General features: G+C 61.7%; 23 protein-coding genes. 9 read left to right on the top strand and 14 right to left on the bottom strand.

Going from position 1 to position 23,367, the window contains the following annotated elements; all coding sequences use genetic code 11:
* Positions 1 to 49: 49 nt before the first annotated feature.
* Complete coding sequence (locus tag KGP24_RS06405) at positions 50 to 520, bottom strand: SRPBCC family protein (protein ID WP_223562746.1); 471 nt, start codon at positions 518 to 520, stop codon at positions 50 to 52.
* Between the two features lie 42 nt (positions 521 to 562).
* Positions 563 to 1,579: an S-methyl-5-thioribose-1-phosphate isomerase gene (gene mtnA / locus KGP24_RS06400; protein WP_223562745.1), complete on the bottom strand. Its 1,017-nt coding sequence runs from the start codon at positions 1,577 to 1,579 to the stop codon at positions 563 to 565.
* 104 nt (positions 1,580 to 1,683) lie between these two features.
* Between mtnA and mtnK the strand changes: the two genes are divergently transcribed.
* Complete coding sequence (gene mtnK / locus KGP24_RS06395) at positions 1,684 to 2,883, top strand: S-methyl-5-thioribose kinase (protein WP_223562744.1); 1,200 nt, start codon at positions 1,684 to 1,686, stop codon at positions 2,881 to 2,883.
* Between the two features lie 54 nt (positions 2,884 to 2,937).
* Here the strand turns inward: mtnK and KGP24_RS06390 are convergent, their stop codons facing one another.
* From KGP24_RS06390 to KGP24_RS06375, 4 genes are read right to left on the bottom strand one after another with little or no spacing between them, the layout of a single operon-like run.
* The gene (locus tag KGP24_RS06390; RefSeq protein ID WP_223562743.1) at positions 2,938 to 4,179 is read right to left on the bottom strand and encodes an LVIVD repeat-containing protein; all 1,242 of its coding nucleotides are present in this window, start codon (positions 4,177 to 4,179) and stop codon (positions 2,938 to 2,940) included.
* Entirely contained in the window at positions 4,176 to 5,240 is a 1,065-nt protein-coding gene (locus KGP24_RS06385) for a sugar ABC transporter substrate-binding protein (protein ID WP_223562742.1), read from the bottom strand. The genes KGP24_RS06390 and KGP24_RS06385 overlap by 4 nt, the downstream gene beginning before the upstream one ends.
* Positions 5,241 to 5,259: 19 nt before the next feature.
* Positions 5,260 to 6,255 carry an ABC transporter permease gene (locus tag KGP24_RS06380; protein WP_023334863.1) on the bottom strand — a complete coding sequence of 332 codons (996 nt, stop codon included), beginning with the start codon at positions 6,253 to 6,255 and terminating at the stop codon, positions 5,260 to 5,262.
* The gene (locus tag KGP24_RS06375; RefSeq protein ID WP_223562741.1) at positions 6,252 to 7,754 is read right to left on the bottom strand and encodes a sugar ABC transporter ATP-binding protein; all 1,503 of its coding nucleotides are present in this window, start codon (positions 7,752 to 7,754) and stop codon (positions 6,252 to 6,254) included. Before KGP24_RS06375 ends, KGP24_RS06380 begins: the two co-directional genes overlap by 4 nt.
* 159 nt (positions 7,755 to 7,913) lie before the next feature.
* On the opposite strand from KGP24_RS06375, the gene KGP24_RS06370 reads away from it, so the two are divergent.
* From KGP24_RS06370 to KGP24_RS06355, 4 genes are all read left to right on the top strand, one after another.
* Positions 7,914 to 9,002 carry an oxidoreductase gene (locus tag KGP24_RS06370; RefSeq protein WP_223562740.1) on the top strand — a complete coding sequence of 363 codons (1,089 nt, stop codon included), beginning with the start codon at positions 7,914 to 7,916 and terminating at the stop codon, positions 9,000 to 9,002.
* A 57-nt stretch (positions 9,003 to 9,059) separates the two neighbouring features.
* Positions 9,060 to 9,803, top strand: a complete 744-nt coding sequence (locus tag KGP24_RS06365) for a 3-oxoacyl-ACP reductase family protein (RefSeq protein WP_223562739.1) — start codon at positions 9,060 to 9,062, stop codon at positions 9,801 to 9,803.
* A gap of 183 nt (positions 9,804 to 9,986) precedes the next feature.
* Positions 9,987 to 10,289, top strand: coding sequence for a type II toxin-antitoxin system RelE/ParE family toxin (locus KGP24_RS06360; RefSeq protein WP_223562738.1), 303 nt, complete (start codon positions 9,987 to 9,989; stop codon positions 10,287 to 10,289).
* Entirely contained in the window at positions 10,264 to 10,668 is a 405-nt protein-coding gene (locus KGP24_RS06355; protein ID WP_223562737.1) for a helix-turn-helix transcriptional regulator, read from the top strand. Before KGP24_RS06360 ends, KGP24_RS06355 begins: the two co-directional genes overlap by 26 nt.
* Here KGP24_RS06355 and KGP24_RS06350 read toward each other — a convergent pair.
* The 7 genes from KGP24_RS06350 to entC form a co-directional block, all read right to left on the bottom strand.
* Positions 10,665 to 10,862, bottom strand: a complete 198-nt coding sequence (locus KGP24_RS06350; RefSeq protein WP_006809671.1) for a YbdD/YjiX family protein — start codon at positions 10,860 to 10,862, stop codon at positions 10,665 to 10,667. The two genes, KGP24_RS06355 and KGP24_RS06350, sit on opposite strands and share 4 nt — an antisense overlap.
* 59 nt (positions 10,863 to 10,921) lie before the next feature.
* Positions 10,922 to 13,027 (bottom strand): pyruvate/proton symporter CstA, encoded by a 2,106-nt coding sequence (cstA, locus tag KGP24_RS06345; protein ID WP_223562736.1) that lies wholly within the window; start codon positions 13,025 to 13,027, stop codon positions 10,922 to 10,924.
* Between the two features lie 149 nt (positions 13,028 to 13,176).
* Positions 13,177 to 13,590, bottom strand: coding sequence for a proofreading thioesterase EntH (gene entH, locus KGP24_RS06340; RefSeq protein WP_223562735.1), 414 nt, complete (start codon positions 13,588 to 13,590; stop codon positions 13,177 to 13,179).
* A gap of 1 nt (position 13,591) precedes the next feature.
* Positions 13,592 to 14,347, bottom strand: a complete 756-nt coding sequence (gene entA, locus KGP24_RS06335) for a 2,3-dihydro-2,3-dihydroxybenzoate dehydrogenase EntA (RefSeq protein WP_223562734.1) — start codon at positions 14,345 to 14,347, stop codon at positions 13,592 to 13,594.
* Entirely contained in the window at positions 14,344 to 15,198 is an 855-nt protein-coding gene (locus tag KGP24_RS06330) for an isochorismatase (protein WP_223562733.1), read from the bottom strand. Before KGP24_RS06330 ends, entA begins: the two co-directional genes overlap by 4 nt.
* A 10-nt stretch (positions 15,199 to 15,208) precedes the next feature.
* A complete protein-coding gene (gene entE / locus KGP24_RS06325; RefSeq protein WP_223562732.1) occupies positions 15,209 to 16,819 on the bottom strand; it encodes a (2,3-dihydroxybenzoyl)adenylate synthase EntE in 1,611 nt (536 codons plus the stop codon).
* A gap of 9 nt (positions 16,820 to 16,828) precedes the next feature.
* Positions 16,829 to 18,004 carry an isochorismate synthase EntC gene (gene entC, locus KGP24_RS06320; protein ID WP_223562731.1) on the bottom strand — a complete coding sequence of 392 codons (1,176 nt, stop codon included), beginning with the start codon at positions 18,002 to 18,004 and terminating at the stop codon, positions 16,829 to 16,831.
* A gap of 188 nt (positions 18,005 to 18,192) precedes the next feature.
* Between entC and fepB the strand changes: the two genes are divergently transcribed.
* Positions 18,193 to 19,152: a Fe2+-enterobactin ABC transporter substrate-binding protein gene (gene fepB, locus KGP24_RS06315; RefSeq protein ID WP_223562730.1), complete on the top strand. Its 960-nt coding sequence runs from the start codon at positions 18,193 to 18,195 to the stop codon at positions 19,150 to 19,152.
* A 46-nt stretch (positions 19,153 to 19,198) separates the two neighbouring features.
* On the opposite strand, the gene entS is transcribed toward fepB, so the two are convergent.
* On the bottom strand, positions 19,199 to 20,446 hold the full coding sequence (gene entS / locus KGP24_RS06310; RefSeq protein ID WP_223562729.1) for an enterobactin transporter EntS: 1,248 nt from the start codon (positions 20,444 to 20,446) through the stop codon (positions 19,199 to 19,201).
* A gap of 108 nt (positions 20,447 to 20,554) precedes the next feature.
* Between entS and fepD the strand changes: the two genes are divergently transcribed.
* Genes fepD through fepC form a run of 3 tightly spaced genes read left to right on the top strand, consistent with a single transcriptional unit; the run spans position 20,555 to position 23,345 of the window.
* Complete coding sequence (gene fepD, locus KGP24_RS06305) at positions 20,555 to 21,559, top strand: Fe(3+)-siderophore ABC transporter permease (protein WP_223562728.1); 1,005 nt, start codon at positions 20,555 to 20,557, stop codon at positions 21,557 to 21,559.
* Positions 21,559 to 22,548: an iron-enterobactin ABC transporter permease gene (fepG, locus tag KGP24_RS06300; RefSeq protein ID WP_223563456.1), complete on the top strand. Its 990-nt coding sequence runs from the start codon at positions 21,559 to 21,561 to the stop codon at positions 22,546 to 22,548. The genes fepD and fepG overlap by 1 nt, the downstream gene beginning before the upstream one ends.
* Complete coding sequence (gene fepC / locus KGP24_RS06295; RefSeq protein WP_223562727.1) at positions 22,545 to 23,345, top strand: iron-enterobactin ABC transporter ATP-binding protein; 801 nt, start codon at positions 22,545 to 22,547, stop codon at positions 23,343 to 23,345. Before fepG ends, fepC begins: the two co-directional genes overlap by 4 nt.
* Positions 23,346 to 23,367: the final 22 nt, after the last annotated feature.

The raw sequence follows: 23,367 nt of genomic DNA, 5'->3' as shown, positions 1-23,367 counted from the left end.
TTCGCCCTCTCCCTGTGGGAGAGGGCCGGGGTGAGGGCATCAGCCTGCACTACGCGTTAAGCCTCTTCACATACCCCACCAGCTGATCCAGCACAATCCCCCACCCTTCGTGGAAGCCCATCTGTTCATGCTGCTCGCGGATTTCCTTCGTCGGATGACGCGCAATCGCCGTGTAGCGGGTCTTGCCCTCACCCACATCTTCCAGCAGCAGGATCGCCGTCATAAACGGCTTCTCGGCCGGCTTCCAGCCTTCGGTATAGCCGTCGGTAAAGACCAGCTTTTTGCCGGGATCGATTTCAAGAAACACGCCCCGGTTATCCATCCGCTGCCCGTCCACCTCAAACACGGTGTTGAACCGCCCACCCACGCGCAGGTCGAGGTCACATTCGGTCACCTTATGGGGAGCAGGAATGAAGAAGTTTTTGATGTGTTCCGGCGTGGTCCAGCAGAGCCACAGAAGGTCGCGCGGTGCATCCACCACGCGCTCCAGTTTTAAGTCAGTTTCAGGATCGAGCGTCACGATGTTGTCCTCTCAGGGGAACCCCTTAAAGGATAGCCGGACTCAGGCGAATTTCCCTTCCGCCACCTCTTGCGGTGTGACCACGCCCGTATCCAGCACCCAGCCGCTAATCAACGAGGCTGGCGTAACGTCAAACGCCGGGTTGTAGACCTGTGCGTTTTCCGGCGCCCACTGCACCGCACCAAAGCTTCCGGCGACGCCCGTCACCTCGCTGGAAGCACGCTGCTCAATCGGGATCGCGTCACCGTTCGGGCAGTCCGGATCGAGGGTCGTTTGCGGGGCGGCCACGTAGAACGGAATGCCGTGGAATTTCGCCAGCACCGCCAGGGAATAGGTGCCAATCTTGTTCGCCACGTCGCCGTTGGCGGCAATACGATCTGCGCCTACCCACACGGCGTCTACCTGACCTTTCGCCATCAGGCTGGCGGCCATGGAGTCGGTAATCAGCTTGTACGGCACGCCCAGCTCGCCAAGCTCCCACGCGGTCAATCTGCCACCCTGCAGCAGCGGACGGGTTTCATCCACCCAGACGCTGCTGACGTTGCCGTCCAGATGCGCGCGGGCAATGACGCCGAGCGCGGTGCCGACGCCCGCCGTTGCCAGCCCGCCGGTGTTGCAGTGGGTCAGCAGACGGCTGCCGGGCTTAACCAGCGCGCTACCGGCTTTCGCAATCGCGTCGCAGAGCCGTTTGTCTTCGTCAATCAGGCGCAGCGCTTCGGCCACGAGCGCCGGAACATACTCTTCCTGCCACAGCGCAATCTTCATGCGGTCGAGATTGTTCATCAGGTTCACCGCCGTCGGGCGGGAGGCGCGCAGGGTTTCCAGCGCCGTCGCCAGCTCGTCGCGGCTTTTACCGTTTTCCGCCAGCAGCGCCAGGAGCAGGCTTGCAGAAAGACCAATCAGCGGCGCGCCGCGCACCCGCAGGGCATGAATGTGACCCACCAGCGCCTCTACGGTCGAGGCGTCCAGCCAGCGTTTCTCCTGCGGAAGCGCCTGCTGGTCGAGAATAAAGAGCTGATTATCCGCCACCCGCAGGCTGGTCGTCTGTAATGTCTGCATGTCGTTAATTCCCTGTTGCGTTGTTGTAGCACATTGTGTCAGGATGAAATCCAGATGTATAGACGTCTACATGTCTTAATTAGAAAACTCGTGAGGAGCAGGCCATGTCGCAATACCGTACCTTTACCGCTCAGGAAGCCGTGGAGTATGCCAGGCAGTTTGGCGGCCTTGACGATCCTTCATCGCTGGTAGAGGCGCAGGAGGTGGGCGACGGCAACCTTAATCTGGTCTTTAAAATTTTCGACAGCGCGGGCGTGAGCCGCATCGTCGTTAAGCAGGCGCTGCCCTACGTGCGCTGCGTCGGCGAGTCCTGGCCGCTGACGCTGGACCGCGCCCGTCTTGAGGCGCAAACGCTGGTCGAGCACTACCAGCACAGCCCGCAGCACACCGTGAAAATCCACCACTTCGACCCGGACCTGGCGGTGATGGTGATGGAAGATCTCTCCAGCCATCGCATCTGGCGCGGCGAGCTGATTAAAAACAATTATTACCCGCAGGCGGCGCGTCAGCTGGGCGAATACCTCGCGCACGCGCTGTTCCACACCAGCGATTTCTTCCTGCACCCGCACGAGAAAAAAGCGCAGGTGGCAAAATTCATCAACCCTGAGATGTGCGAGATCACCGAAGATCTGTTCTTCAACGATCCGTACCAGATCCACGAACGCAACAGCTACCCGGCAGAGCTGGAAAATGACGTCGCGGCCCTGCGCGACGACGCTCAGCTTAAAATTGCCGTGGCTTCCCTGAAGCACCGCTTCTTCTCGCACGCCGAAGCGCTCCTGCACGGCGATATTCACAGCGGGTCGATTTTTGTGGCCGACGGTAGCCTGAAGGCCATCGACGCCGAATTCGGCTACTTTGGCCCGATTGGCTTTGACGTCGGCACCGCCATCGGCAACCTGCTGCTGAACTTCTGCGGCCTGCCGGGGCACCTGGGCATTCGCGATGCCGCCGCCGCGCGCGAGCAGCGTCTGACCGATATTCAGGAGCTGTGGAACACCTTCGCGGAACGCTTCCAGGCGCTGGCAAACGAGAAAACGCGCGACGCCGCGCTCGGCGCACCGGGCTATGCCTCCGCGTTCCTGAAAAAGGTCTGGCATGACGCCATCGGCTTCTGCGGCACCGAGCTCATTCGCCGCAGCGTCGGGCTTTCCCACGTGGCGGATATCGACACCATCCAGGACGAGGCGATGCGCCACGAATGCCTGCGCCACGCCATTACGCTCGGCAAGGCGCTGATTGTCATTGCCGACCGCATCGACAGCGCGGAAGATCTGGTGGCAAGGGTGCGGCAGTACAGCTGATTTTCTCCCTCTCCCCGTGGGTGTACGGTCCGGGGTGAGGGCATCAAACCGCGCCTACCCCAAATACTCAATCACCGACAGCCCACCGTTATAGTCCGTGCTGTAAATAATCCCCTGCGCGTCCACAAAGACGTCGCACGACTGGATCACCTGCGGGCGATTCGGCCGCGTGTCCATCATTCTCTCCGGCGCGGCGGGCACCAGCGCGCCGGTTTCCACCGGCCGATACGGATTAGAGATGTCATACGCGCGCACGCCCGCGTTCTGATACGTCGCAAAAATCAGCGTTGAGCTGACGAAGCTCCCCGGGCGGTTCTCGTGCAGGTTGTGCGGGCCGAAATGCGCTCCTTTCGCCACGTAGTCGGTTTCATCCGGCTGCGGGAAGGTGGAGATGCTCACCGGGTTCGCCGGCTCGCGGATATCAAACAGCCAGATCAGCTTCTCGCCGTCTTGCTGGTTGTCGAGCACCGCTTCGTCCAGCACCACCAGCAGGGAGCGGTCCGGCAGCGGCAGCGCGGTGTGCGTTCCGCCGCCAAAGGGCGGGCTCCAGTTGCGATGGCTAATCAGCGTCGGCCGGGTACGATCCTTCACGTCCAGCAGCGTCAGGCCGCCGTCGCGCCAGCTGCCGTACGCGGTGTCGCCGGCGATAATCGCGTGGTGCAGCGCGTAGCGTTTCCCTTCCGGCCAGTTCGGCTTCTCCCCTTCGGCCTGGTTCATCCCCGGCAGCCACCAGCGCCCCGCCACTTCAGGTTTACGCGGATCGGCCAGATCGATGGTCAGGAAAATGTAGTCGGTAAAGCCGTCGATCAGCGCCGACACGTAGGCCCAGCGGCCGCCGACGTACCAGATGCGGTGGATGCCGATGCCGCTCAGCGACAGAAAGCCGATTTCGCGCGGCCTGTCCGGCGTGGAGATATCAAAGACGCGCAGCCCGGCGCTCCAGCCTTTGTCCTGCACGTCGCTGACGGTCTCCCCCACCTGGCGGGTGTAGTAGATCTTCTCGTCGGCAAAGCGGGCATCGGCAAACAGATCCCGGGCGTTAATCACCAGCAGCAGGTCGTCATGCGCCTGCAGATGCACGTTCCAGGTGCCGGGCGGCGCGGGCACGTAGCCCGCCGCTTTCGGGTTTTTCGGGTCGCGCACGTCGACAATCGAAAAGCCCTGCGACACCATATGGCCGATATAGGCGAAACCGCGATGCACCATCAGCTGCACGCCGTCCGGGCGACCGCCCTGGTCGCTATGGCCAATCAGCCGCATATTGCGGCTGTATTCGGGCGTAGGGAGCACGCTCATTTATTTTTCGCTTCCAGCGTCGCAAACCACGGCGCGATAAAATCTTCCGTCTGGCCCCAGCCCGGAATAATTTTCCCCAGCGACGCGACGTTCACCGGGCCCGGCTGGGCGGTCAGCAGCGCCTGCGGAATGGCGGCCGCTTTGAAATCGTAGGTCGCCGGCGTCGCTTCCCCGGCAATCTTGTTCGCCACCAGACGCACGTTGGTCGCGCCAATCAGCTTCGGATCCACCGCCACGCTCACCTTCCATGAGCTGCCCGGTTCGCGCATCAGCTGCAGATCCTGGTTGGAAATGTCGATGCTGTAGAGCTTGATCTCGGTGCGACCGTTCTCCTTCAGCGCCTTATACGCGCCCTGGCTAAAGGCGTCCCAGGTGCCCCAGATGGCGTCGATTTTGCCTTTCGGGTATTTCGCCAGGATCGCACCTACCTTGTTGGCGGTATCACCCTGCACGTCAGAGGATACGGCGCCGATGGACTCCAGCTCTTTGATGTCCGGATACTGCTTTTGCAGCACTTTATAGGCTGCCTGACGACGCTCCATCGGCGGGAAACCCGCCACCCACAGCTTGACGATATTGGCCTTGCCGTTGAAATCTTTCGCCAGCTGGCCGAAGGAGAGATTCGTCAGGGAGGCATCGTCCTGCTGGGTGACGGTCACGCCCGGGATCTCGCCGTTAACGGCGGTATCAAAGACGGCGACTTTAATCCCGGCATCCACCGCTTTCTTCACCAGCGCGGTGGAGTACGGATCGCGCCCCTGAGAGAGGATAATCCCGTCATACTTCTGGCTGATCGCCTGGTTCACGAAGTCCTGGAATTTCGCGTCATCCCCGTTGCTTAAAAAGGTGCTGACCTTAAAGCCGAGCTTTTTCCCTTCCTGAATTGCCCCCGCAATAAACTGCGTGGTGTTGTCGTCTGAGCCAAGGTTACGGATCACCGCGATGCGGATCGGGCCGTCATGGTTCGCAATGGCAGCCGGAAGCGGCGCGGGCGTAGCCGCGAAGCCTGGCAGAGCAGTGAGCAACCCAAGTGCCACCAAAGAGAGTGCAATCTTTTTCATTTTTTATCCCGTTGTGTTGTCAGCGTTTTTGTATGTAGGTAATCGCCAGCGCCACCGCGAGCACCAGCCCTTTTATAATGTCCATGGCGTAGTACGGCACCGAGAGCATCACCAGCCCGTTCGACAGCACGCCGAGAATGACCGCCCCGACCAGGGTTCCCAGCGCATTCGGTTTGCCGGACCCGGCCAGCGAGAAGCCAATCCACGCCGCCGCCACCGCATCCATCAGGTATCCGCCGCCCGCATTCACCTGCGACGAACCGATGCGCGAAGCCAGCAAAATCCCGCCCAGGCCCGCCAGCAGGGAGGCAATCACGTAGGCCGCCACCTTGTAGCGCGTGGTGCGAATGCCGGAGAGACGCGCAGCCTCGGGGTTACCGCCAATGGCGTACATGCGTCGGCCATGCGTTGTGAGCGACAGGCCAAGCTGCGCCAGCACGGTCACCACCAGCATGACAATAACGATGGTCGGCACCTGCCCCAGCAGGCTGAACGCCGCCGGAATGGTCCCTTCCGCCATGTCGCCGCTCGGCAGCACCATGTTCTCGGTAATCGACCCGCCGTAGCTGTAGGTCATCGCCACGCCCTGGATAACAAACAGGCTGGCAAGCGTCGCGAGCATGTCCGGAATGCGCAGGATGACGATCAGAAAGGCGTTAAACAGCCCCACCAGCGTGCAGAGCGCGAGGGTGATCAGAATCGACTCGGTGGTGCCAAAGCCGTGCCAGACGAAAAGGGAAATCACCAGCGCGTTCGCCAGCGAGGCGGTCGATCCGACAGAGAGATCGAACCCACCGATGGTCAACGATATCGACACGCCAATGGCAATCACCGTCACGATGGCGATCGAGCGCAGAATATTGATGATGTTGTTCGGATCGAGGAAGCTGTCCGACGCCAGGCCAAAGACGGCCACCAGCGCGACGACGGTCAACAGCATGCCCCACCTGTAGAGAAAATCGAAAATCTGCTGACGGCCAGACGCCGCCGCGTTCACTGAAAGGGCCTTGCTCACGACGCCGTTCCTCCGGTTGAATAGTAAAGTAGTGTCTCTTCCCGGGCCTCTGCCCCGGCGATTTCCGCCACGATGCGCCCGTCCCACAGGACGCAGATGCGGTCGCACAGTCCCACCAGTTCGGCAAATTCGCCCGAGGCGTAAATCACCCCTTTGCCCTCGCGCGCCAGGCCGTCAATCAGCTGGAACAGGTCGGTTTTGGCCTTCACGTCCACGCCTTTGGTCGGCTCGTCGAATATCAGCACGCTGGCGTCATTGCGCAGCCATTTACCGATGGCGACCTTCTGCTGGTTGCCGCCAGATAAGCGGCGCAGCACCTGCCCCGGCCCACGCGCGCGCACGCCGACGCGGGCAATCACCTCTTCCGCCCAGCGCCACGCCTGACGATGGCCAAACAGGCTCCAGCGTGAAAAGCTGTTATCGGCGCACACGGCAAGGTTCATGCTCACCGGCTCGTCGATAAAAATGCCCTCCTTGCGCCGCTCCTCCGGCACCAGCGCCAGCCCGCGCAGCACGGAGTCGGCCGGATCGCGAGGCTGCCAGGATTGATGATTCAGCTCACCGCGCGCGACGCGGCTTTTGGTGGCGCCAAACAGCGCCTTGCAGAGTTCGGTTTTCCCCGCCCCCGCCAGCCCGGCAATCCCGAGAATTTCGCCTTTGCGCAGGTGCAGGGAGATATCTTTTAGCAGCGCGTCGTCATGCAGACCTTCCACCCGCAGCAGCGTCTCGTCGCCGTGCGGCGGTCGCGCGGGCGGATAGATATCGCTCAGCACGTGGCCGAGCATCTTCTCGACGATCGCTTCGCCGCTAAGATCGGCCATCGGTCCGGACTCGATCAGCTTGCCGTCGCGAAGCACCGTCAGGGTGTCGCAGATAGCCTTCAGCTCGTGAATGCGGTGGGAGATAAACACCACGCCGATGCCCTGCTGCTTTAAACGTCTCACCACCGCAAACAGACGCTCGCTCTCGTGCGCATCCAGCGGCGCGGTGGGCTCATCAAGAATCAAAAAACGGCAGTGGTGGGACAAGGCGCGTGCCAGCAAAATCTGCTGCTTTTCGGCCAGCGAACAGCTGTCGATGGAACGGCGAACGTCGAGAGAAATATCGAGCTGCGCCAGCGCCTGTCTCGCCTGCTGGCGGATGGCGCGCCAGTTGAAGCGATGCCCCGGCAGCGCCAGCTGGTCGAGCATGATGTTCTCGGCGATGCTTAACCCCGGGATCAGCGCCACGTCCACTTCCTGCTGTACGAGGTGGATGCCCAGCCGTTTGGCATCGAGCGGCTCACGGATGCTCACCGGCTGGTTGTTGATGCAAATTTCGCCCTCATAGTGGTCGTGCGTCCCGCACAGCACCGCCATCAGCGTCGATTTTCCCGCGCCGTTGGCACCGGTCAGCGCATGTACGGACCCGCCGGTTAAGGTGAAATTCACGCGCGACAGCGCCTGAAAGCCGGAAAAGGCCAGGCTGATACCGCGCATCTCAAGGCGACTGGAAACCATCCGCGTAAATCCTTCATTACTCTTCTGATTTATCGAATTTTTCACAGCTCCGGTTGACTGACAACGACGGAAAAGGCATAAGTTAAAGCGAAATATTATTAGCCATCCAGATGTCCAGACATAACATCGGGTTAGCGCTTCCCCAAAAAGGACAACACCATGAGCAACACCGATATCCGCGTCGTGCCTGGCCCGGCGAACTACTTCTCTCATTCCGGAAGCCTTGCGCGGCTGGATAACTTCTTTACCCCGGAACAGCTTTCCCGCGCGGTGTGGATCTACGGCGAGCGCGCTATCGAAGGCGCGCGCCCTTTCCTGCCGGAGAGCTTTAACGCGCCGGGGGCGAAACGCCTGCTGTTTAAAGGCCACTGCAGCGAGCGCGACGTCACCCATCTGGTGAATGAATCCGGCAGCGACGCCAGCGTGGTGATTGGCGTCGGCGGCGGCGCGGTGTTAGATACCGTCAAGGCCGTGGCGCGCCGCTTAGGGGTGCCGTTTGTCGGCATTCCCACCATTGCCGCTACCTGCGCGGCGTGGACCCCGCTTTCCGTCTGGTACAACGATGCCGGCCAGGCGCTGCATTTTGAGATCTTCGACGACGCCAACTTCCTGGTGCTGGTGGAGCCGCAGATCGTGCTCAACGCCCCGGCGGAATACCTGCTGGCGGGTATCGGCGATACGCTGGCGAAGTGGTACGAAGCCGTTGTATTAGCACCTGAGCCGGAAAACCTGCCGCTGACCGTGCGGCTGGGCATCAACGGCGCGCTGGCTATCCGCGACGTGCTGCTGGAACGCAGCGAGGAAGCGCTGGCCGACCAGCAGCGCGGCGAACAGACGCAGGCGTTCCGGGACGTGGTGGACGCGATCGTCGCCGGTGGCGGTATGGTTGGCGGTCTGGGCGAGCGCTACACCCGCGTGGCGGCAGCGCATGCGGTGCACAACGGTTTGACCATGCTGCCGCAGACGGAGAAGTACCTGCACGGCACCAAGGTGGCCTACGGCATTCTGGTGCAGAGCGCGCTGCTCGGCCAGGACGACGTGCTGGCGCAGCTGGTGACGGCGTACCGGCGTTTTAACCTGCCGACCACGCTTCGCGAGCTGGACGTCGATATCAACAACCGTGACGAGCTGGATAAGGTGATTGCCCACACCCTGCGTCCGGTGGAGTCGATTCATTATTTACCCATTACGTTAACGCCTGACGTTCTGCGCGCCGCGTTTGAGAAGGTGGAATCCTTCAGCCGTTAATCGCCCTGACCGTCTATACCTAATGATGATTCATACCACTCTCGTAACGAGGTCATCATGCAGATCGATTTAACAGGTAAAAAGGCGCTGGTTACCGGTGCCAGCCGCGGGTTGGGTCGCGCTATTGCCCTGTCGCTGGCGCGCGCCGGTGCGGATGTGATTATTACGTATGAAAAATCTGCCGATAAAGCCCAGGCGGTCGTCGATGAGATTAAGGCGCTGGGACGACACGGCGAAGCCGTGCAGGCGGACAGCGCCAGCGCGCAAGCGATTCAGGATGCCGTCACCCATGCGGCGCGTTCCCTTGGCGGGCTGGATATTCTGGTCAACAACGCCGGGATCGCGCGCGGCGGCCCGCTGGAGTCCATGACGCTGGCGGATATTGACGCCCTTATCAACGTCAACATTCGCGGCGTGGTGATCGCCATTCAGGAAGCGCTGGTGCACATGTCTGACGGCGGGCGCATCATTAACATCGGCAGCTGCCTGGCAAACCGCGTGGCGCAGCCGGGCATTGCCGTTTACTCGATGACCAAATCGGCGCTTAACTCCCTCACCCGCGGGCTGGCTCGTGATTTAGGACCGCGCGGCATAACCGTTAACCTGGTGCACCCCGGCCCCACCAATAGCGATATGAACCCGGAAGACGGGGCACAGGCTGACTCGCAGCGTCAGCTTATTGCGTTGGGGCACTACGGCCAGCCGGAAGACGTCGCGGCGGCGGTCACGTTTCTTGCCAGCCCGGCTGCCGGGCAGATCTCCGGCACAGGGCTGGATGTGGACGGCGGCTTGAACGCCTGATCGCATATTTCCTGCAAGCCTCTGTCGCCCGACAGAGGCCCTTCCGAGCGCTCTCGACGGTTCGCGTTTTGCCTCTTACCTGCGTTTTTTCTCCGCTCTACAGTACCCCATAAGAAATTCGGAATTTATCTAATAGTCTTATTATTTCCTTATATTTTGTGTGGGCGTACAGTGGAGGTACGGATGAAGATTGTCTGGTCAAAAACAGCAGAGAAGCAATTTTCTAAAATCGATAATCGGTATCAGAACCGCATTAAATTCAGGCTGGAGAAGATGGATGATAAAGCGTCGCCGGTCTCAGATATCAAGAAATTATCTTTTCCCGAAAACCATTACAGGCTGCGATTAGGCGATTACAGGATCATTTACACCTTCGGCGATCCGCCGGGCGATACCTGCTACATAGTGGCGGTAAAACGCCGGACAACTACCACCTACCTTCATGAGGAACATACGGAATATGACTATTCAGTTCATAAAGGATGAAGAAGGAAAAAATCAGTATGTCGTCATTCCCTACGGTGAATATTTTCGCATGCGCTTAGCCATGCTGGAGTACGACGACGATGATGAAAATGAGTGGGAGGATATTCCATACGAATCAGACGTCTATGACAACGTAGGTCTACCGGGGGAAGTATGCGACATCATGCATAACGAGAACGTCAGCCTGCAGGCCGCGTGGCGCATCCTACGCGGCATGTCCCAGCAGGAGGTGGCGGAGAAACTCGGCATCAGCCAGTCCGCCGTGTCACAGCTGGAAGCGCTGGACTCCCGTCCGCAAAAGCGCACCCGTGAAAAGCTGGCAGCCATTTACGGCTGCAAACAGGAGCAGATCAGCCTCTATTTACCGAAAGAGGGTTAACAGCACTTCGCTCCGCCCTTGCCGCCGTAGCGCGCGTCCTGGCGGTCGCGGAAGAATTCTTCATAGGTCATGGGCGTCTGGTCCGGATGGTTGACGCGCATATGCTCGACGTAGTTGTCGTAGTCCGGCACGCCAATCATCATTTTGGCGGCCTGGCCCAGGTACTTACCTGCTTTGGAGAGGGTGTCGAACATAATTCTGGTCTCACAGGAAATTAAGGCCGGGTAAGCGCTAGCGCCACCCGGCACACGGGTTAATGCGCCCCTTTGGCCTGGGTGACAATCTCGTCCAGGTTCTCAGGCATTGGCTCATACGGCGTCTCTTTCGCCGTTGGCTTATCGTTTTTCAACGCCGCCAGCGCGGTCCTGAGAGAATACAACGCCAGCACCACGACCACCACCATAAAGAAAATGGTCAGCCCGGCGTCCAGACGGTTGTTAAACACCAGCTGCGACAGCTGGGACTCGGTGTACTGCGCCGGGATCTTACCGCTGTCGATCATCGCCTGGAACTTGTTGGCGATTGCCAGGAAGCCCACCTTGTTGTCCGGGCTGAAGGCTTTCTGCCAGCCCGCCGTCAGGGTACAGATCAGCAGCCACGCGGTTGGCACTAATGCCACCCAGGCGTAACGCTGGCGCTTCATCTTGAACAGCACCACCGCGCAGAGCATCAGCGCCATGCCTGCCAGCATCTGGTTGGCAATACCAAACAGCGGCCACAGGGTGTTAATCCCGCCCAGCGGATCGACCACGCCCTGGTGCAGGAAATAGCCCCACGCCAGCACGCACAGCGCCGTCGCCAGCAGGTTAGCCGGGAGCGAATCGGTACGCTTCAGGTTCGGGGAGATCACCCCCAGCAGATCCTGCAGCATAAAGCGCGCCGCACGGGTTCCCGCATCTACCGCCGTCAGGATAAACAGCGCCTCGAACAGGATGGCGAAATGGTACCAGAACGAGACGTCCATCAGGCCGCCCAGCGCGCCGTGAAGAATATACGCCATGCCAACCGCCAGCGTAGGCGCCCCGCCCGCACGTGAGATGATCGACTGCTCGCCCACCTCATTCGCAATGCTGGTTAACGTGTCTGGCGTAATCGCAAAGCCCCAGCCGCTCACCACCTGCGCGGCAGACGCTACGACGTCAACGGTTCCGGCCGGGGCCAGGACCGCCATCGGGCTGTTCATCGCAAAGTAGACGCCCGGGTCGATAATGCAGGCGGAGACCAGCGCCATGATGGCCACGAAAGACTCCATCAGCATGCCGCCGTAGCCAATCAGGCAGGCCTGATTTTCATTCGCCAGCATCTTCGGCGTGGTGCCCGATGCAATCAGGGCGTGGAAGCCAGAGACCGCACCGCAGGCGATGGTGATAAACAGGAATGGGAACAGGTTACCGGTCCAGACCGGGCCGGTACCGTCGATGAATTTGGTTAACGCAGGCATGGTCAGGGTCGGACGCATAATCAGAATGCCGATAGCCAGCCCGACGATGGTGCCGATTTTCAGGAACGTAGAGAGGTAGTCACGCGGCGCCAGCAGCAGCCACACCGGCAGCACCGCCGCCACAAAGCCGTAGCCCACCAGCATCCAGGTCAGCTGTACGCCGGTAAAGTCGAAGAGCGGAGCCCAGGTCGGGCTTTCCGCCACCCAGCCGCCGGAGATAATGGCGAACACGAGGAACACCAGGCCAATCACCGACACCTCACCAATGCGGCCGGGGCGCAGGTAGCGAATGTAAATCCCCATAAACAGCGCCAGCGGAATGGTGAAGGCAACGGTATACGTTCCCCACGGGCTGTGGGTCAGCGCTTTCACCACGATCATCGCCAGCACCGCGAGGATGATCACCATGATCATAAAGGTCGCCACCAGCGCAATCACCCCGGCGGTTGCCCCCATCTCCTCTTTCACCAGCTCACCCAGCGAACGCCCGTCGCGGCGGGTTGAGACGAACAGCACCATAAAGTCCTGCACCGCGCCCGCCAGTACCACGCCCGCGAGGATCCAGATCATCCCCGGCAGGTAGCCCATCTGCGCCGCAAGCACCGGCCCCACCAGCGGGCCCGCCCCGGCAATCGCCGCAAAATGGTGACCGAACAGCACTTTTTTATCGGTCGGCACGTAGTCCAGCCCGTCGTTATGGCGGACGGCTGGCGTCATGCGCGTCGCGTCAACGCCCAGGACGTTCTTCGCGATATAGCGGCCATAAAAACGATACGCGATCAGATAAATGCAGACGGAGGCGACGACGATCCAGAGCGCATTGATCTGTTCCCCCCGGTTGAGGGCGATATAGCCCAGGGCAAAGGCTCCCACAACGGAGAGCCCTGCCCATGTAAGGTATTTCCCTGAGTTGTTCATAGTTGTTATCCGTCGTTGTGAAACAGTGAGATGTTACATTTTGTTTCTAGAACAACCGGAAAAATTTAACAACTTTGAAACGCAATAATGCGTGGTCAAACCAGAGATTTACACCACAGTGTTAAGCCGATCACTTTGATCTGCCTGGCTTAACCCAACACCATCGTACTCAACCGGCAGGTGCAACACCGCCGCCCCTGCTCGTCGAGTACCACAATCTCCCAGCTCTGGGTGGAGCGGCCCAGATGCAGCGGCTGGCACACCCCGCGCACCTTGCCGTGAGAGACCGCACGATGGTGCGTGGCGTTAAGCTCCGTTCCCACCACGCTCTGCCCGTCGCGGGTCATCAAAAAACCGGCCATTGAGCCCAGCGTTTCCGCAAGCGCTGCCGATGCGCCGCCGTGAAGCAGGCCAAACGGCTGGTGGGTACGCGCATCCACCGGCATCTCCGCTTCCAGCGTGTCGTCGCCGAGGCGGGTATAGACGATGCCGAGATGCGCCACCAGGGTGTTCAGGCTGGTCGCGTTCAGCTCCTCTAGCGCTAAATGACGTTTCCAGATCATCTTACGCTCCCAGCGTGGAGCCGCCGTCCACCACGATATCCTGCAGGGTGATATGGCTGGCGGCATCGGAGGCAAGAAACAGCACCGTGCTGGCAATCTCCTGCGGACGGGCGATTTTGCCCAGCGGAATGCCGAGCTTGAACTGCTCGCCAAATCCGCGAATACGCTGCTGCTCCGCGTCGTCGCTTTTCCACAGGGTGCGCTGCATGTCGGTGTCCGTCGAACCCGGCGACACCAGGTTACAGCGCACGCCGCAGCCCGCCAGCTCCAGCCCGACGGTCAGAGCCAGGCTTTTCAGCGCCGCCTTCGATGCGCCATAGGCGCTCATGCCGATGCGCGGCGTGTGCGCCGCGTCGGACGCAACGGTGACAATCGCCCCGCCCTGCTGACGGCGGAACTGGCCCATCGTCTGCTGGAACAGGTTGAACGCGCCGCCGACGTTGACCGCGAAGGTCCGCTGCCAGTCCTCCTGCGAGAGCTGGTCCGTCGCCCCCATGCGCAAAATGCCCGCCGCGTTGACCAGCACGTCCAGCCGTTCAAGCGACGCCAGCGCGCGCCCGCACACTTCATGCACCTGCGCGGCATCCGCCACGTCCAGGGCTTCGATGGCGAACGGATAATCGCCCAGCGGAAATGCCAGGTCGAAGCCGGTCACCCGTGCGCCCGCCTCAGCAAACGCCAGCGCCGTCGCGTAGCCAATTCCCTTCCCCGCGCCCGTCACCCAGACGGTTTTACCGGTGAAATCCAGAGCCATCACTTCACCTCGCGGGAAAGCAGCGCCCACCAGGCGTCGATTGTTGGATTTTTTGCCAGCATCACGAAGTCAATGTCGCCGTGCACTTTTCGCCAGCGGGCGGCCAGCGCCATCATGCGCACCGAGTCCAGACCGTAGTCGATCAGGTTTTCGTCATCCATCGGCTCGTCGGACTCGTCCAGCAGCGGCAGGATCAGCTCGCGGAGCGCGGCTTTGGTCGCCGGAACGGACGGCAGCAGCTCGTCGGTCATCACCACGCGGCCCGAGCGTCCGGCCACGTACTTGAGCGACATCAGGTGCTCGTCGCGGGTGAAATCCGCCAGCGCGTCGGCGATAAAGAACGGCTTGATGTCGCGCATAAAGGCATCGGTGGCGGTGGTCATGCAGCCGATGTGGGCGTAAACGCCGGTAATCAGCAGCTGGTTGCGTCCCGTCTCCTTGAGCATCTGCTCCAGCGGCGAGCGGTGGAACGCGCTGTAGCGCCACTTCACCAGCACCGTGTCGGCTTCGTCCGGCGTCAGTTCACGGACAATGCGCTGCTGCTCCGGCGAACGGGTCAGGCCTGGCCCCCACATATCGTTCAGCAGGGCGCGGTCTTCCTCGCTCTGCTCTTTCGGCTGGGCGGTGTAGTACACCGGAATATTGTGCGCTTTGCAGTAAGCGCGCAGTCTGGCGATATTCGCCACCACCTGCTGCATCATCGCGCTGTTTTCGCCCCAGAAGTTCAGGAAGTACTCCTGCATGTCGTGGATCAGCAGCGCGGCGCGTTCAGGCTCAAACGGCCAGTTCACTTTACTGGTCGGCAGCTCTGCGGCGGTTGGCAGCGCGTAAGCGGTTAATTTTGGGATAGCCATACTCTGTTCCTCAGCCCCGGGCGCGTTCAGCAAGCCACAGGCGCAACTGTTTCTTATCGACTTTGCCGACCGGCGTCAGCGGAAGCGCTTCCACGCTCTCCACGCGGTCCGGCAGCTTGAATTCGGCAACGCCCTGCTCGCGCAGGAAGCGGCGCACCTCGACCGCGCGCAGGGGCTGTTTCACCACCAGATACGCGCAGCTTTTTTCGCCCAGCAGGCTGTCCTCCATGCTCACCAGCGCGGCGTGGATCACCGCCTCGTGGCGCAGCAGCAGGTTTTCAATCTCTTCGGCGGCGATTTTCTCGCCGCCGCGGTTGATCTGATCCTTCTCGCGTCCCTGCACGGTGATGTAGCCCTGCTCGTCAATAGCAATCAGATCGCCGGAGCAGTAAAAGCCCTCGGCGTCGAAGGCGCTGGCGTTGTGTTCCGGGCTGTTGAAATAGCCGCGGAAGGTGTAAGGTCCGCGCGTCATCAGACGCCCGACCTCCCCGCGCGGCAGCGGGTTGCCGTGCTCGTCCGCCACCCACACTTCGTCGTCCGGGCACATCGGGCGGCCCTGGGTGTTGATGATGCGTTCCGGCGCGTCGTCGAGCGCGGTGTAGTTCACCAGCCCTTCCGCCATGCCGAACACCTGCTGAAGCTGACAGCCGATTTCAAGCGGAATGCGCGCCGCGAGCGTGGCGGAGAGGCGTGCGCCACCCACCTGCAGCAGCCTGAGGGATTTGAGCTGCGCGTTGCCCGCGCCGTCGGCAATCGCCTGCAGCCAGAGGCTCACCGCCGGAGGAACCAGCGAGGTGACGTTAATCTGATGCCGTTCAATCAGCGGGAAGCAGAGCGTGGCGCTCGGATCGTTCGCCAGCACCACGCAGCCGCCCGCGGTGAAAACGCCTAACGATCCCGGCGAGCTCATGGCGTAGTTATGCGCCGCAGGGAGCGCGTTCAGGTAACGCGTTTCGGCGGTGATGCCGCAAATCTCGTTGCTGCGGCGGATGCTGTAGTCGTAGTCGTTATGCGTGCGCGGGATCAGCTTCGGCGTGCCGGTACTGCCCCCGGAAAGCTGGAAAAACGCCACTTCGTCAGCGGGCGTCGGGTTCGGAATGAAGTTGTCCGCCGGACGCGCAATCGCCGCTTCCAGGGCGTGTTCACCCCTATCGCCGCGCAGCAGCACGACGCGTACCGAGCGGTGCGCATCCACAAAGGCGTTGAGGAAGTCATCGCCCGCGAACAGGGCGTGGCCGCGATCGGCAATCAGCACGGCGGGTTTGATCTGCTCCGCGTAGGCGCTCAGTTCGCTGCGCTGATGGCTAAAGAGCGCGTTGACCGGCGCGACGCCGATTTGCAGCAGCGCGAAGAAGGTGATGTAGAACTCGGCCACGTTGCCGAGCTGTACCAGCGCGGTCTCGCCGCGGTGCAGCCCCTGCGCCTGAAGGGTGGACGCCAGGTTGTTCACCGCCTGATTAAACGCGCGGTAGGTTATGTGCCGCTCGCCGTCGATAATCGCCACGGCATCGCTGTCCGCACGATCCGTCAGGATGTGGGTCAGCGGCAGCTCCTGCCAGTAGCCTTTTTCGCGGTAGCGGCGGGCAAATGCCTCAGGCCAGCGGGTAAAGGGAATGGTCATCAGTCTTCCTTAGTGCAAACCAAACACGTTGAGCATGGTGGAGAGCTTCACGCCCGTTTCGCGCCACTCGCCCACCGGCGAGGAGGCGGGAACAATGCCCGCGCCGGCAAACAGGCGAACGGTATTTTCGCGAAGACGCGCGCAGCGGATAGTCACCACCCACTCGCCGTTGCCTTCGCTGTCGCACCAGCCGACGATGCCGCCAAACAGCTCGCGGTCGAACGGCTCCAGCTCGGCAATCAGTTCTTTTGCCGCCTCATGCGGGAAGCCGCTCAGCGCCGGCGTCGGGTGCAGCAGGCAGGCCAGGGTCAGGGCGTTTTCATTCTCGCGAGCGTCACCTTCAACCGGCGTTGCCAGATGCCACAGCGTCGGCGTGGTAATCAGCTGAGGAGAATCAGGCATGCTGAGATGATGGCTGCGCGGTGCCAGAATGGCCTTCATTGCCTGGGTCACCAGGTCGTGCTCGTGACGGTCTTTTTCGGAGGCCAGCAGCTTATTGCCCGCTTCACGATCCAGCACATCGTCCGGCTGACGGCGCGCGGAGCCTGCCAGCGGCAGCGAGCTAAAGTGCGCGCCCTCTTTGCGCAGCAGCAGTTCGGGGCTGGCGCCGAGCAGCACGCCGCCGTCTTCCAGCGGCACGTGGAAGTTAAAGCTCGCCGGGTTCTGGGCGATCAGGCGCTCCATCAGGGCGCCGCTGTTCATGTTTTTGTCGGTCACGATATCAATCAGGCGCGACAGCACCACCTTGTTCACCTGCGGCGTGGCGGTGAGCGACGCGGCGCGAGCGACCATCTCTTCAAACACGGGCTGCGGCGGGATCTCGGTGCGTTGCTCCACCTTCAGCGCCTGCGAGCCGGAAAAATAGCGTGCGGACTGCTGACGTGCAGGACGAGAAAAGGTCTGCCAGCGTTGTGGAATAAACAGAGAGGATGGCTTGCGGGTATCAAACGGGATAGCCCCCACCATCACCGGATGAGCGATACCGTTGGCTTTCGCATTCCGGAAGGCCTGGGCTAATTTTTGCTGGAAGTGCCCCGCCGGATCGTCGCCGCCAACAGCGGGTTCACTGAAGCGGGCAAAGCAGCCGGACGTGGTAAAGCTGCGATAAGGCGACATAAAGAAAAAGCGGTCTGATTCCAGCGTGGTTGCGGTGTGCTGAACTTCCTCAGCCAGGGACGTATCCATATCATCCTCCTTAAAATGATAAAAGAAGCAATAATGATTATCATTTATATTTTCGTCGGCTAACCTAATCCCACATCGCTTCGCTGTCAACCGTCGGACAAATAACTTGTGCGACAAAAGCTTGCATCCCTTCGCGTCAACCATGAAAATGAGAAGCATTATCTTCAACAAAAACAGGATGTCGCGCTGTGAAATTCCCTGCCCTATTCCGTAATACCCTGCTTTTACCTGGACTTTTTGTTTTAGGACTTGCCTCAGCCGCTGCCGCCGACTGGCCGCGTCAGGTGACCGACAGCCGCGGCGTTCACACGCTTGAGAGCAAACCGATGCGCATTGTCTCCACCAGCGTGACCTTAACCGGCTCCCTGCTGGCGATTGACGCACCGGTCGTCGCCAGCGGCGCCACCACGCCGAATAACCGCGTGGCGGATGGGCAGGGTTTCCTGCGCCAGTGGGGCGAGATCGCGAAGCAGCGCAAGGTTGCACGGCTATACATCGGCGAGCCGAGCGCTGAAGCGGTTGCCGCCCAGATGCCGGATCTGATTTTGATCAGCGCCACCGGCGGGGATTCCGCGCTGGCGCTGTACGATCAGCTCTCCGCCATCGCCCCAACGCTTATCATCAACTACGACGACAAGAGCTGGCAGGCGCTGCTGACGCAGCTGGGGACCATCACCGGCCAGGAAAAACAGGCCGCCGGGCGCATTGCCGCCTTTGATAAACAGCTCGCGCAGGTGAAACAGCAGATGAAGCTGCCGCCGCAGCCGGTGAACGCCATCGTCTACACCGCCGCCGCGCACAGCGCCAACCTCTGGACCGCGGAATCGGCGCAGGGCAAGCTGCTGTACCAGCTGGGCTTTACGCTGGCGGAGCTGCCCGCCGGGCTGCAGACATCCAAAAGCCAGGGCAAACGCCACGACATCATTCAGCTGGGAGGAGAAAACCTGGCGACGGGGCTGAACGGCGAAGGGTTATTTGTGTTTGCCGGCGACCAGAAAGATGTGGATGCGATTTACGCCAACCCGCTGCTGGCGCATTTGCCGTCGGTGAAAAACAAACGGGTCTGGGCATTGGGAACCGAGACGTTCCGCCTGGATTATTACAGCGCGATGTTGGTGTTAGACAGATTGAATACGTTGTTTAAATAGGCATTTTCCCTCCCTCTCCCTGTGGGAGAGGGCCGAGGTGAGGGTATCAGGCCGCACCGTCGTTCAACACAACCTCCTGCCTGAACCGACGCAACTTCACCAATACCGCCAATAAAATCACGCCAACCATCGCTAACGCAAACCCGCTGCTGCTCGCCGAGGCCACCGGGGTCATCATCGCTCCCAGCCCGCCGAGGATCGCCGCACCAATCGCATCCCCCGTGACGTTCTGCGCCGTCCACAGGCCGTTAATGCGCCCAAGCATCCCTTCCGGTGTTTGCGTCTGGATCAGGGTGTACTGTAACAACGAACTGATTGCGCTGAGCCAGCCGAAAATCACCAGACACAACACCCCCAGCGCCCACACCGGCATCAGGCTGAAAAACCCGATGGCGATAAACGAGGCCAGCGTGGCAAGCAGCATAATCAGCCCCGGACGCGCGCTCTGCGCCAGGCTGCCGCTGGTCAGCGCCCCGCACGCCGCGCCGAGCGGGATGGCGGCGTAGAGAATGCCAATCTCCGAGGCGCTCATGTGCCACTCGCCCGCCAGCGCCGGGTACAGCACGCGCACCGCGCTCGCCATCGTCAGCAGGCCGCCGAGCAGCGCAATCCCGCCAATCAGAGGGTTGTTGAACAGGAAACGAATAGCGGCCATCAGCGATTTCAGCGGATGCTCGCGCGGCTGCGGCGGAGGTGGCAGCAGCGGCAGGCGCAGCAGCGTCAGCGTGGTGATAAAGGTTCCCGCCGCCGCCAGCCCGTAGTTCCACGCTACGTTGCCGGTCGCCAGCAGCAGGCCGCCCACCATCGGCGAAATCACCGAGCCCAGACGCACGGTGAGCATGGTGATCGCCCCCGCCTGCATCAGGTTCTCGCGCCCGACCAGCGCGGGCGTAGCCGCCAGCAGCGCCGTCACGCCCAGCGAGGCAAAAAAGCCGTCCCACAGCCCCAGAGCATAAATCGCGATCAGCGACGGCTCCGGCAGCATCGCGTTCAGGCACAGCCCGATAAAGCCCACGCCGCAGGTGCCGCGCGCCAGCAGGATCAGCTTCTTACGCTCGTAGCGATCCGCCAGCACGCCGCCGACCATCAGGCCGATAAACATCGCCCCGCCGGTTAACGTAACCGATAACCCCACCAGCCAGCTGGAGTGCGTCATGGTCTGGATCTGTACCGGCACGGCCACGCCGAGCAGCCCGAGGGACAAAATGGAGATAAAGCGAGCGATAAAAACGGCGCGATACGCCGGGTGCGTTTTCAGCAGGCTGAGGTTGAGCAGCCAGGATTTTTGATTCATGACAAAGCCTTGAGTCTATTTCTACCCATTCCATGGGCGCACATGCTAACATAGCCAAATAAGATAGATAACGATAATCACTATCATTATCAAATCATGGATGTTGCTATGTCGTTTTCCTCTTCTTCGGTACGCGCCATTGCCGTGCCCGTTTTACTGCTGCTCCTGAGCCTTGCGGTTGCACTCAGCCTGCTGGTCGGCGCGAAGCCGCTGCCCGCGCTCGTTATCGTTGATGCGCTCTCCGGCACCTGCCAGAGCGCTGACTGCGTCATCGTGCTCGACGCCCGACTGCCCCGCACGCTTGCCGGACTGCTGGCGGGTGGCGCGCTCGGCCTTGCCGGTGCCCTGATGCAAACCCTCACCCGTAATCCGCTGGCGGACCCCGGCATCCTCGGAGTTAACTCCGGCGCCAGCTTTGCCATCGTGCTCGGCGCGGCGCTGTTCGGGTTGAGCTCGCCCTCTGAACAGCTGGTAATGGCCTTCTGCGGCGCCCTGGCCGCCTCGCTGGTCGTGGCGTTTACCGGCAGCCAGGGCGGCGGGCAGCTGAGTCCGGTCCGCCTGACGCTGGCGGGCGTGGCGCTCGCCGCGGTACTGGAAGGCTTATCCAACGGCATCGCCCTGCTCAACCCGGACGTTTACGACCAGCTGCGCTTCTGGCAGGCCGGCTCGCTGGATATCCGCACCCTTGAAACCTTAAAAGTGGTGGCAATCCCGGTCATTATCGCCGCCGCCGTGGCGCTGTTTTTAAGCCGGTCGCTCAACAGCCTGAGCCTCGGCAGCGACACCGCGACCGCCCTCGGCAACCGGGTGGCGCGCACGCAGCTCATTGGTTTGCTTGCCATCACCGTGCTGTGCGGCAGCGCGACCGCCGTGGTCGGCCCGATCGCCTTTATTGGCCTGATGATGCCGCACATGGCCCGCTGGCTGGTGGGAGCGGATCACCGCTGGTCACTGCCGGTGACGCTGCTGGCAACCCCTGCCCTGCTGCTGTTTGCCGACGTGCTGGGCCGCCTGCTGGTGCCCGGCGAGCTGCGCGTCTCGGTGGTCAGCGCCTTTATCGGCGCGCCGGTGCTGATTTTCCTGGTACGCCGTAAACGCGGAGGTGGCGCATGATGGCCCCGTCCCGTCGTTTACTCACCTGCGTCTCGCTGCTGCTTATCGCCATTCTGCTGCTGGCGGTCTGGAGCCTGCGCAGCGGCGCGGTGACGCTCGATTTCACTCAGGTCTTCAATGCCCTGCTCGGCAGCGCGCCGCGCAACGTCACCATGGTGGTGACGGAGTGGCGACTGCCGCGCGTGGCGATGGCGATTCTGGTTGGCGCGGCGCTCGGCGTGAGCGGTGCGATATTCCAGTCGCTGATGCGCAACCCGCTCGGCAGCCCGGACGTGATGGGCCTCAACACCGGGGCCTGGAGCGGCGTGCTGGTAGCGATGGTGCTGTTTGGTCAGCACCTGACGGCCATTACCTTCACGGCGATGGCGGGCGGCATTCTCACCTCCCTGCTTATCTGGGCGCTGGCCTGGCGCAACGGTATCGACACCTTCCGCCTGATCATTATCGGGATTGGCATCCGCGCCATGCTGATGGCCTTTAACACCTGGCTTTTACTGCAGGCCTCGCTGGAAACCGCGCTCTCCGCCGGGCTGTGGTACGCCGGTTCGCTCAACGGCCTGACGTGGGGCAAAACCTGGCCCGCCGCGCCGCTGATTTTGCTGATGTTTATCGGCGCGCTGCTGCTGGTGCGACGCATGCGCCTGCTGGAGATGGGCGACGACAGCGCCTGCGCGCTGGGCGTGGGCGTCGAACGCTCGCGCCTGATGCTAATGCTGGTCGCCGTACTGCTGACCGCAGCCTCCACCGCGATTGCCGGACCAATCTCGTTTATCGCCCTCGTGGCACCGCACATCGCCCGGCGACTTAGCGGCACGGCGCGCTGGGGATTAACCCAGGCGGCGCTGTGCGGCGCGCTGCTGCTATTGGCCGCCGATCTCTGCGCCCAGCGGCTGTTTATGCCTTATCAACTGCCGGTGGGCGTGGTGACCGTAAGCCTCGGCGGAATTTACCTCATCGTCTTGCTCGTTCAGGAGTCACGCAAGAAATGACAGACATAACCCCCCGCTTGCGCGGCGAAAACCTCACCCTCGGCTACGGCAAAAAAATCATTGCCCGTGATTTATCCGTCGCCATTCCGGACGGCCACTTCACCGCCATTATCGGGCCAAACGGCTGCGGCAAATCGACCCTGCTGCGCACGCTGAGCCGCCTGATGACGCCAGCAGAGGGCAGCGTGTTCCTCGACGGGGAGCAGATCCAGCGCTTCGCCAGCAAAGAGGTGGCGCGGCGCATCGGGCTGCTTGCGCAGAACGCCACCACGCCGGGGGACATCACGGTGCAGGAGCTGGTCTCGCGCGGGCGCTATCCGCACCAGCCGCTGTTTACCCGCTGGCGTAAAGAGGACGACGAGGCGGTCAGCCGCGCGATGCAGGCGACGGGCATCACCGATCTCGCCCAGCAGAGCGTGGATACCCTCTCCGGCGGACAGCGTCAGCGCGCATGGATTGCGATGGTACTGGCGCAGGAGACCTCCATCATGCTGCTGGACGAGCCGACGACCTGGCTCGACATCAGCCACCAGATTGACCTGCTGGAGCTGCTGAGCGAGCTGAACCGCACGCAGGGGTATACCCTGGCGGCGGTGCTGCACGATTTAAACCAGGCGTGCCGCTACGCCACGCACCTGATTGCCCTGCGAGACGGTGAGATTGTGGCGCAGGGTGCGCCGAAAGAGATTGTGACGCCGGAGCTGATCGCGCGGATCTACGGCATGCGCTGCATGATTATTGACGATCCGGTGGCGGGTACGCCGCTGGTGGTGCCGCTGGGCAAGCGTGCGGTCTGATGCCCTCACCCCGGCCCTCTCC

Origin of the sequence: Enterobacter sp. JBIWA008, assembly GCF_019968765.1 — a bacterium.
GTDB lineage: Bacteria > Pseudomonadota > Gammaproteobacteria > Enterobacterales > Enterobacteriaceae > Enterobacter.
The sequence above is the reverse complement of the archived record's forward strand: the minus strand, read 5'-3'. Positions and strand labels throughout refer to the sequence as shown.

Bases quoted from the DNA above. Each gene is read 5' to 3' on its own strand.
- mtnA (WP_223562745.1), bottom strand. From the start codon at position 1,579: ATGCAGACATTACAGACGACCAGCCTGCGGGTGGCGGATAATCAGCTC.
- mtnK (WP_223562744.1), top strand. From the start codon at position 1,684: ATGTCGCAATACCGTACCTTTACCGCTCAGGAAGCCGTGGAGTATGCC.
- KGP24_RS06390 (WP_223562743.1), bottom strand. From the start codon at position 4,179: ATGAGCGTGCTCCCTACGCCCGAATACAGCCGCAATATGCGGCTGATT.
- KGP24_RS06385 (WP_223562742.1), bottom strand. From the start codon at position 5,240: ATGAAAAAGATTGCACTCTCTTTGGTGGCACTTGGGTTGCTCACTGCT.
- KGP24_RS06375 (WP_223562741.1), bottom strand. From the start codon at position 7,754: ATGGTTTCCAGTCGCCTTGAGATGCGCGGTATCAGCCTGGCCTTTTCC.
- KGP24_RS06370 (WP_223562740.1), top strand. From the start codon at position 7,914: ATGAGCAACACCGATATCCGCGTCGTGCCTGGCCCGGCGAACTACTTC.
- KGP24_RS06365 (WP_223562739.1), top strand. From the start codon at position 9,060: ATGCAGATCGATTTAACAGGTAAAAAGGCGCTGGTTACCGGTGCCAGC.
- KGP24_RS06360 (WP_223562738.1), top strand. From the start codon at position 9,987: ATGAAGATTGTCTGGTCAAAAACAGCAGAGAAGCAATTTTCTAAAATC.
- KGP24_RS06355 (WP_223562737.1), top strand. From the start codon at position 10,264: ATGACTATTCAGTTCATAAAGGATGAAGAAGGAAAAAATCAGTATGTC.
- KGP24_RS06350 (WP_006809671.1), bottom strand. From the start codon at position 10,862: ATGTTCGACACCCTCTCCAAAGCAGGTAAGTACCTGGGCCAGGCCGCC.
- cstA (WP_223562736.1), bottom strand. From the start codon at position 13,027: ATGAACAACTCAGGGAAATACCTTACATGGGCAGGGCTCTCCGTTGTG.
- entH (WP_223562735.1), bottom strand. From the start codon at position 13,590: ATGATCTGGAAACGTCATTTAGCGCTAGAGGAGCTGAACGCGACCAGC.
- KGP24_RS06330 (WP_223562733.1), bottom strand. From the start codon at position 15,198: ATGGCTATCCCAAAATTAACCGCTTACGCGCTGCCAACCGCCGCAGAG.
- entE (WP_223562732.1), bottom strand. From the start codon at position 16,819: ATGACCATTCCCTTTACCCGCTGGCCTGAGGCATTTGCCCGCCGCTAC.
- entC (WP_223562731.1), bottom strand. From the start codon at position 18,004: ATGGATACGTCCCTGGCTGAGGAAGTTCAGCACACCGCAACCACGCTG.
- entS (WP_223562729.1), bottom strand. From the start codon at position 20,446: ATGAATCAAAAATCCTGGCTGCTCAACCTCAGCCTGCTGAAAACGCAC.
- fepD (WP_223562728.1), top strand. From the start codon at position 20,555: ATGTCGTTTTCCTCTTCTTCGGTACGCGCCATTGCCGTGCCCGTTTTA.
- fepG (WP_223563456.1), top strand. From the start codon at position 21,559: ATGGCCCCGTCCCGTCGTTTACTCACCTGCGTCTCGCTGCTGCTTATC.
- fepC (WP_223562727.1), top strand. From the start codon at position 22,545: ATGACAGACATAACCCCCCGCTTGCGCGGCGAAAACCTCACCCTCGGC.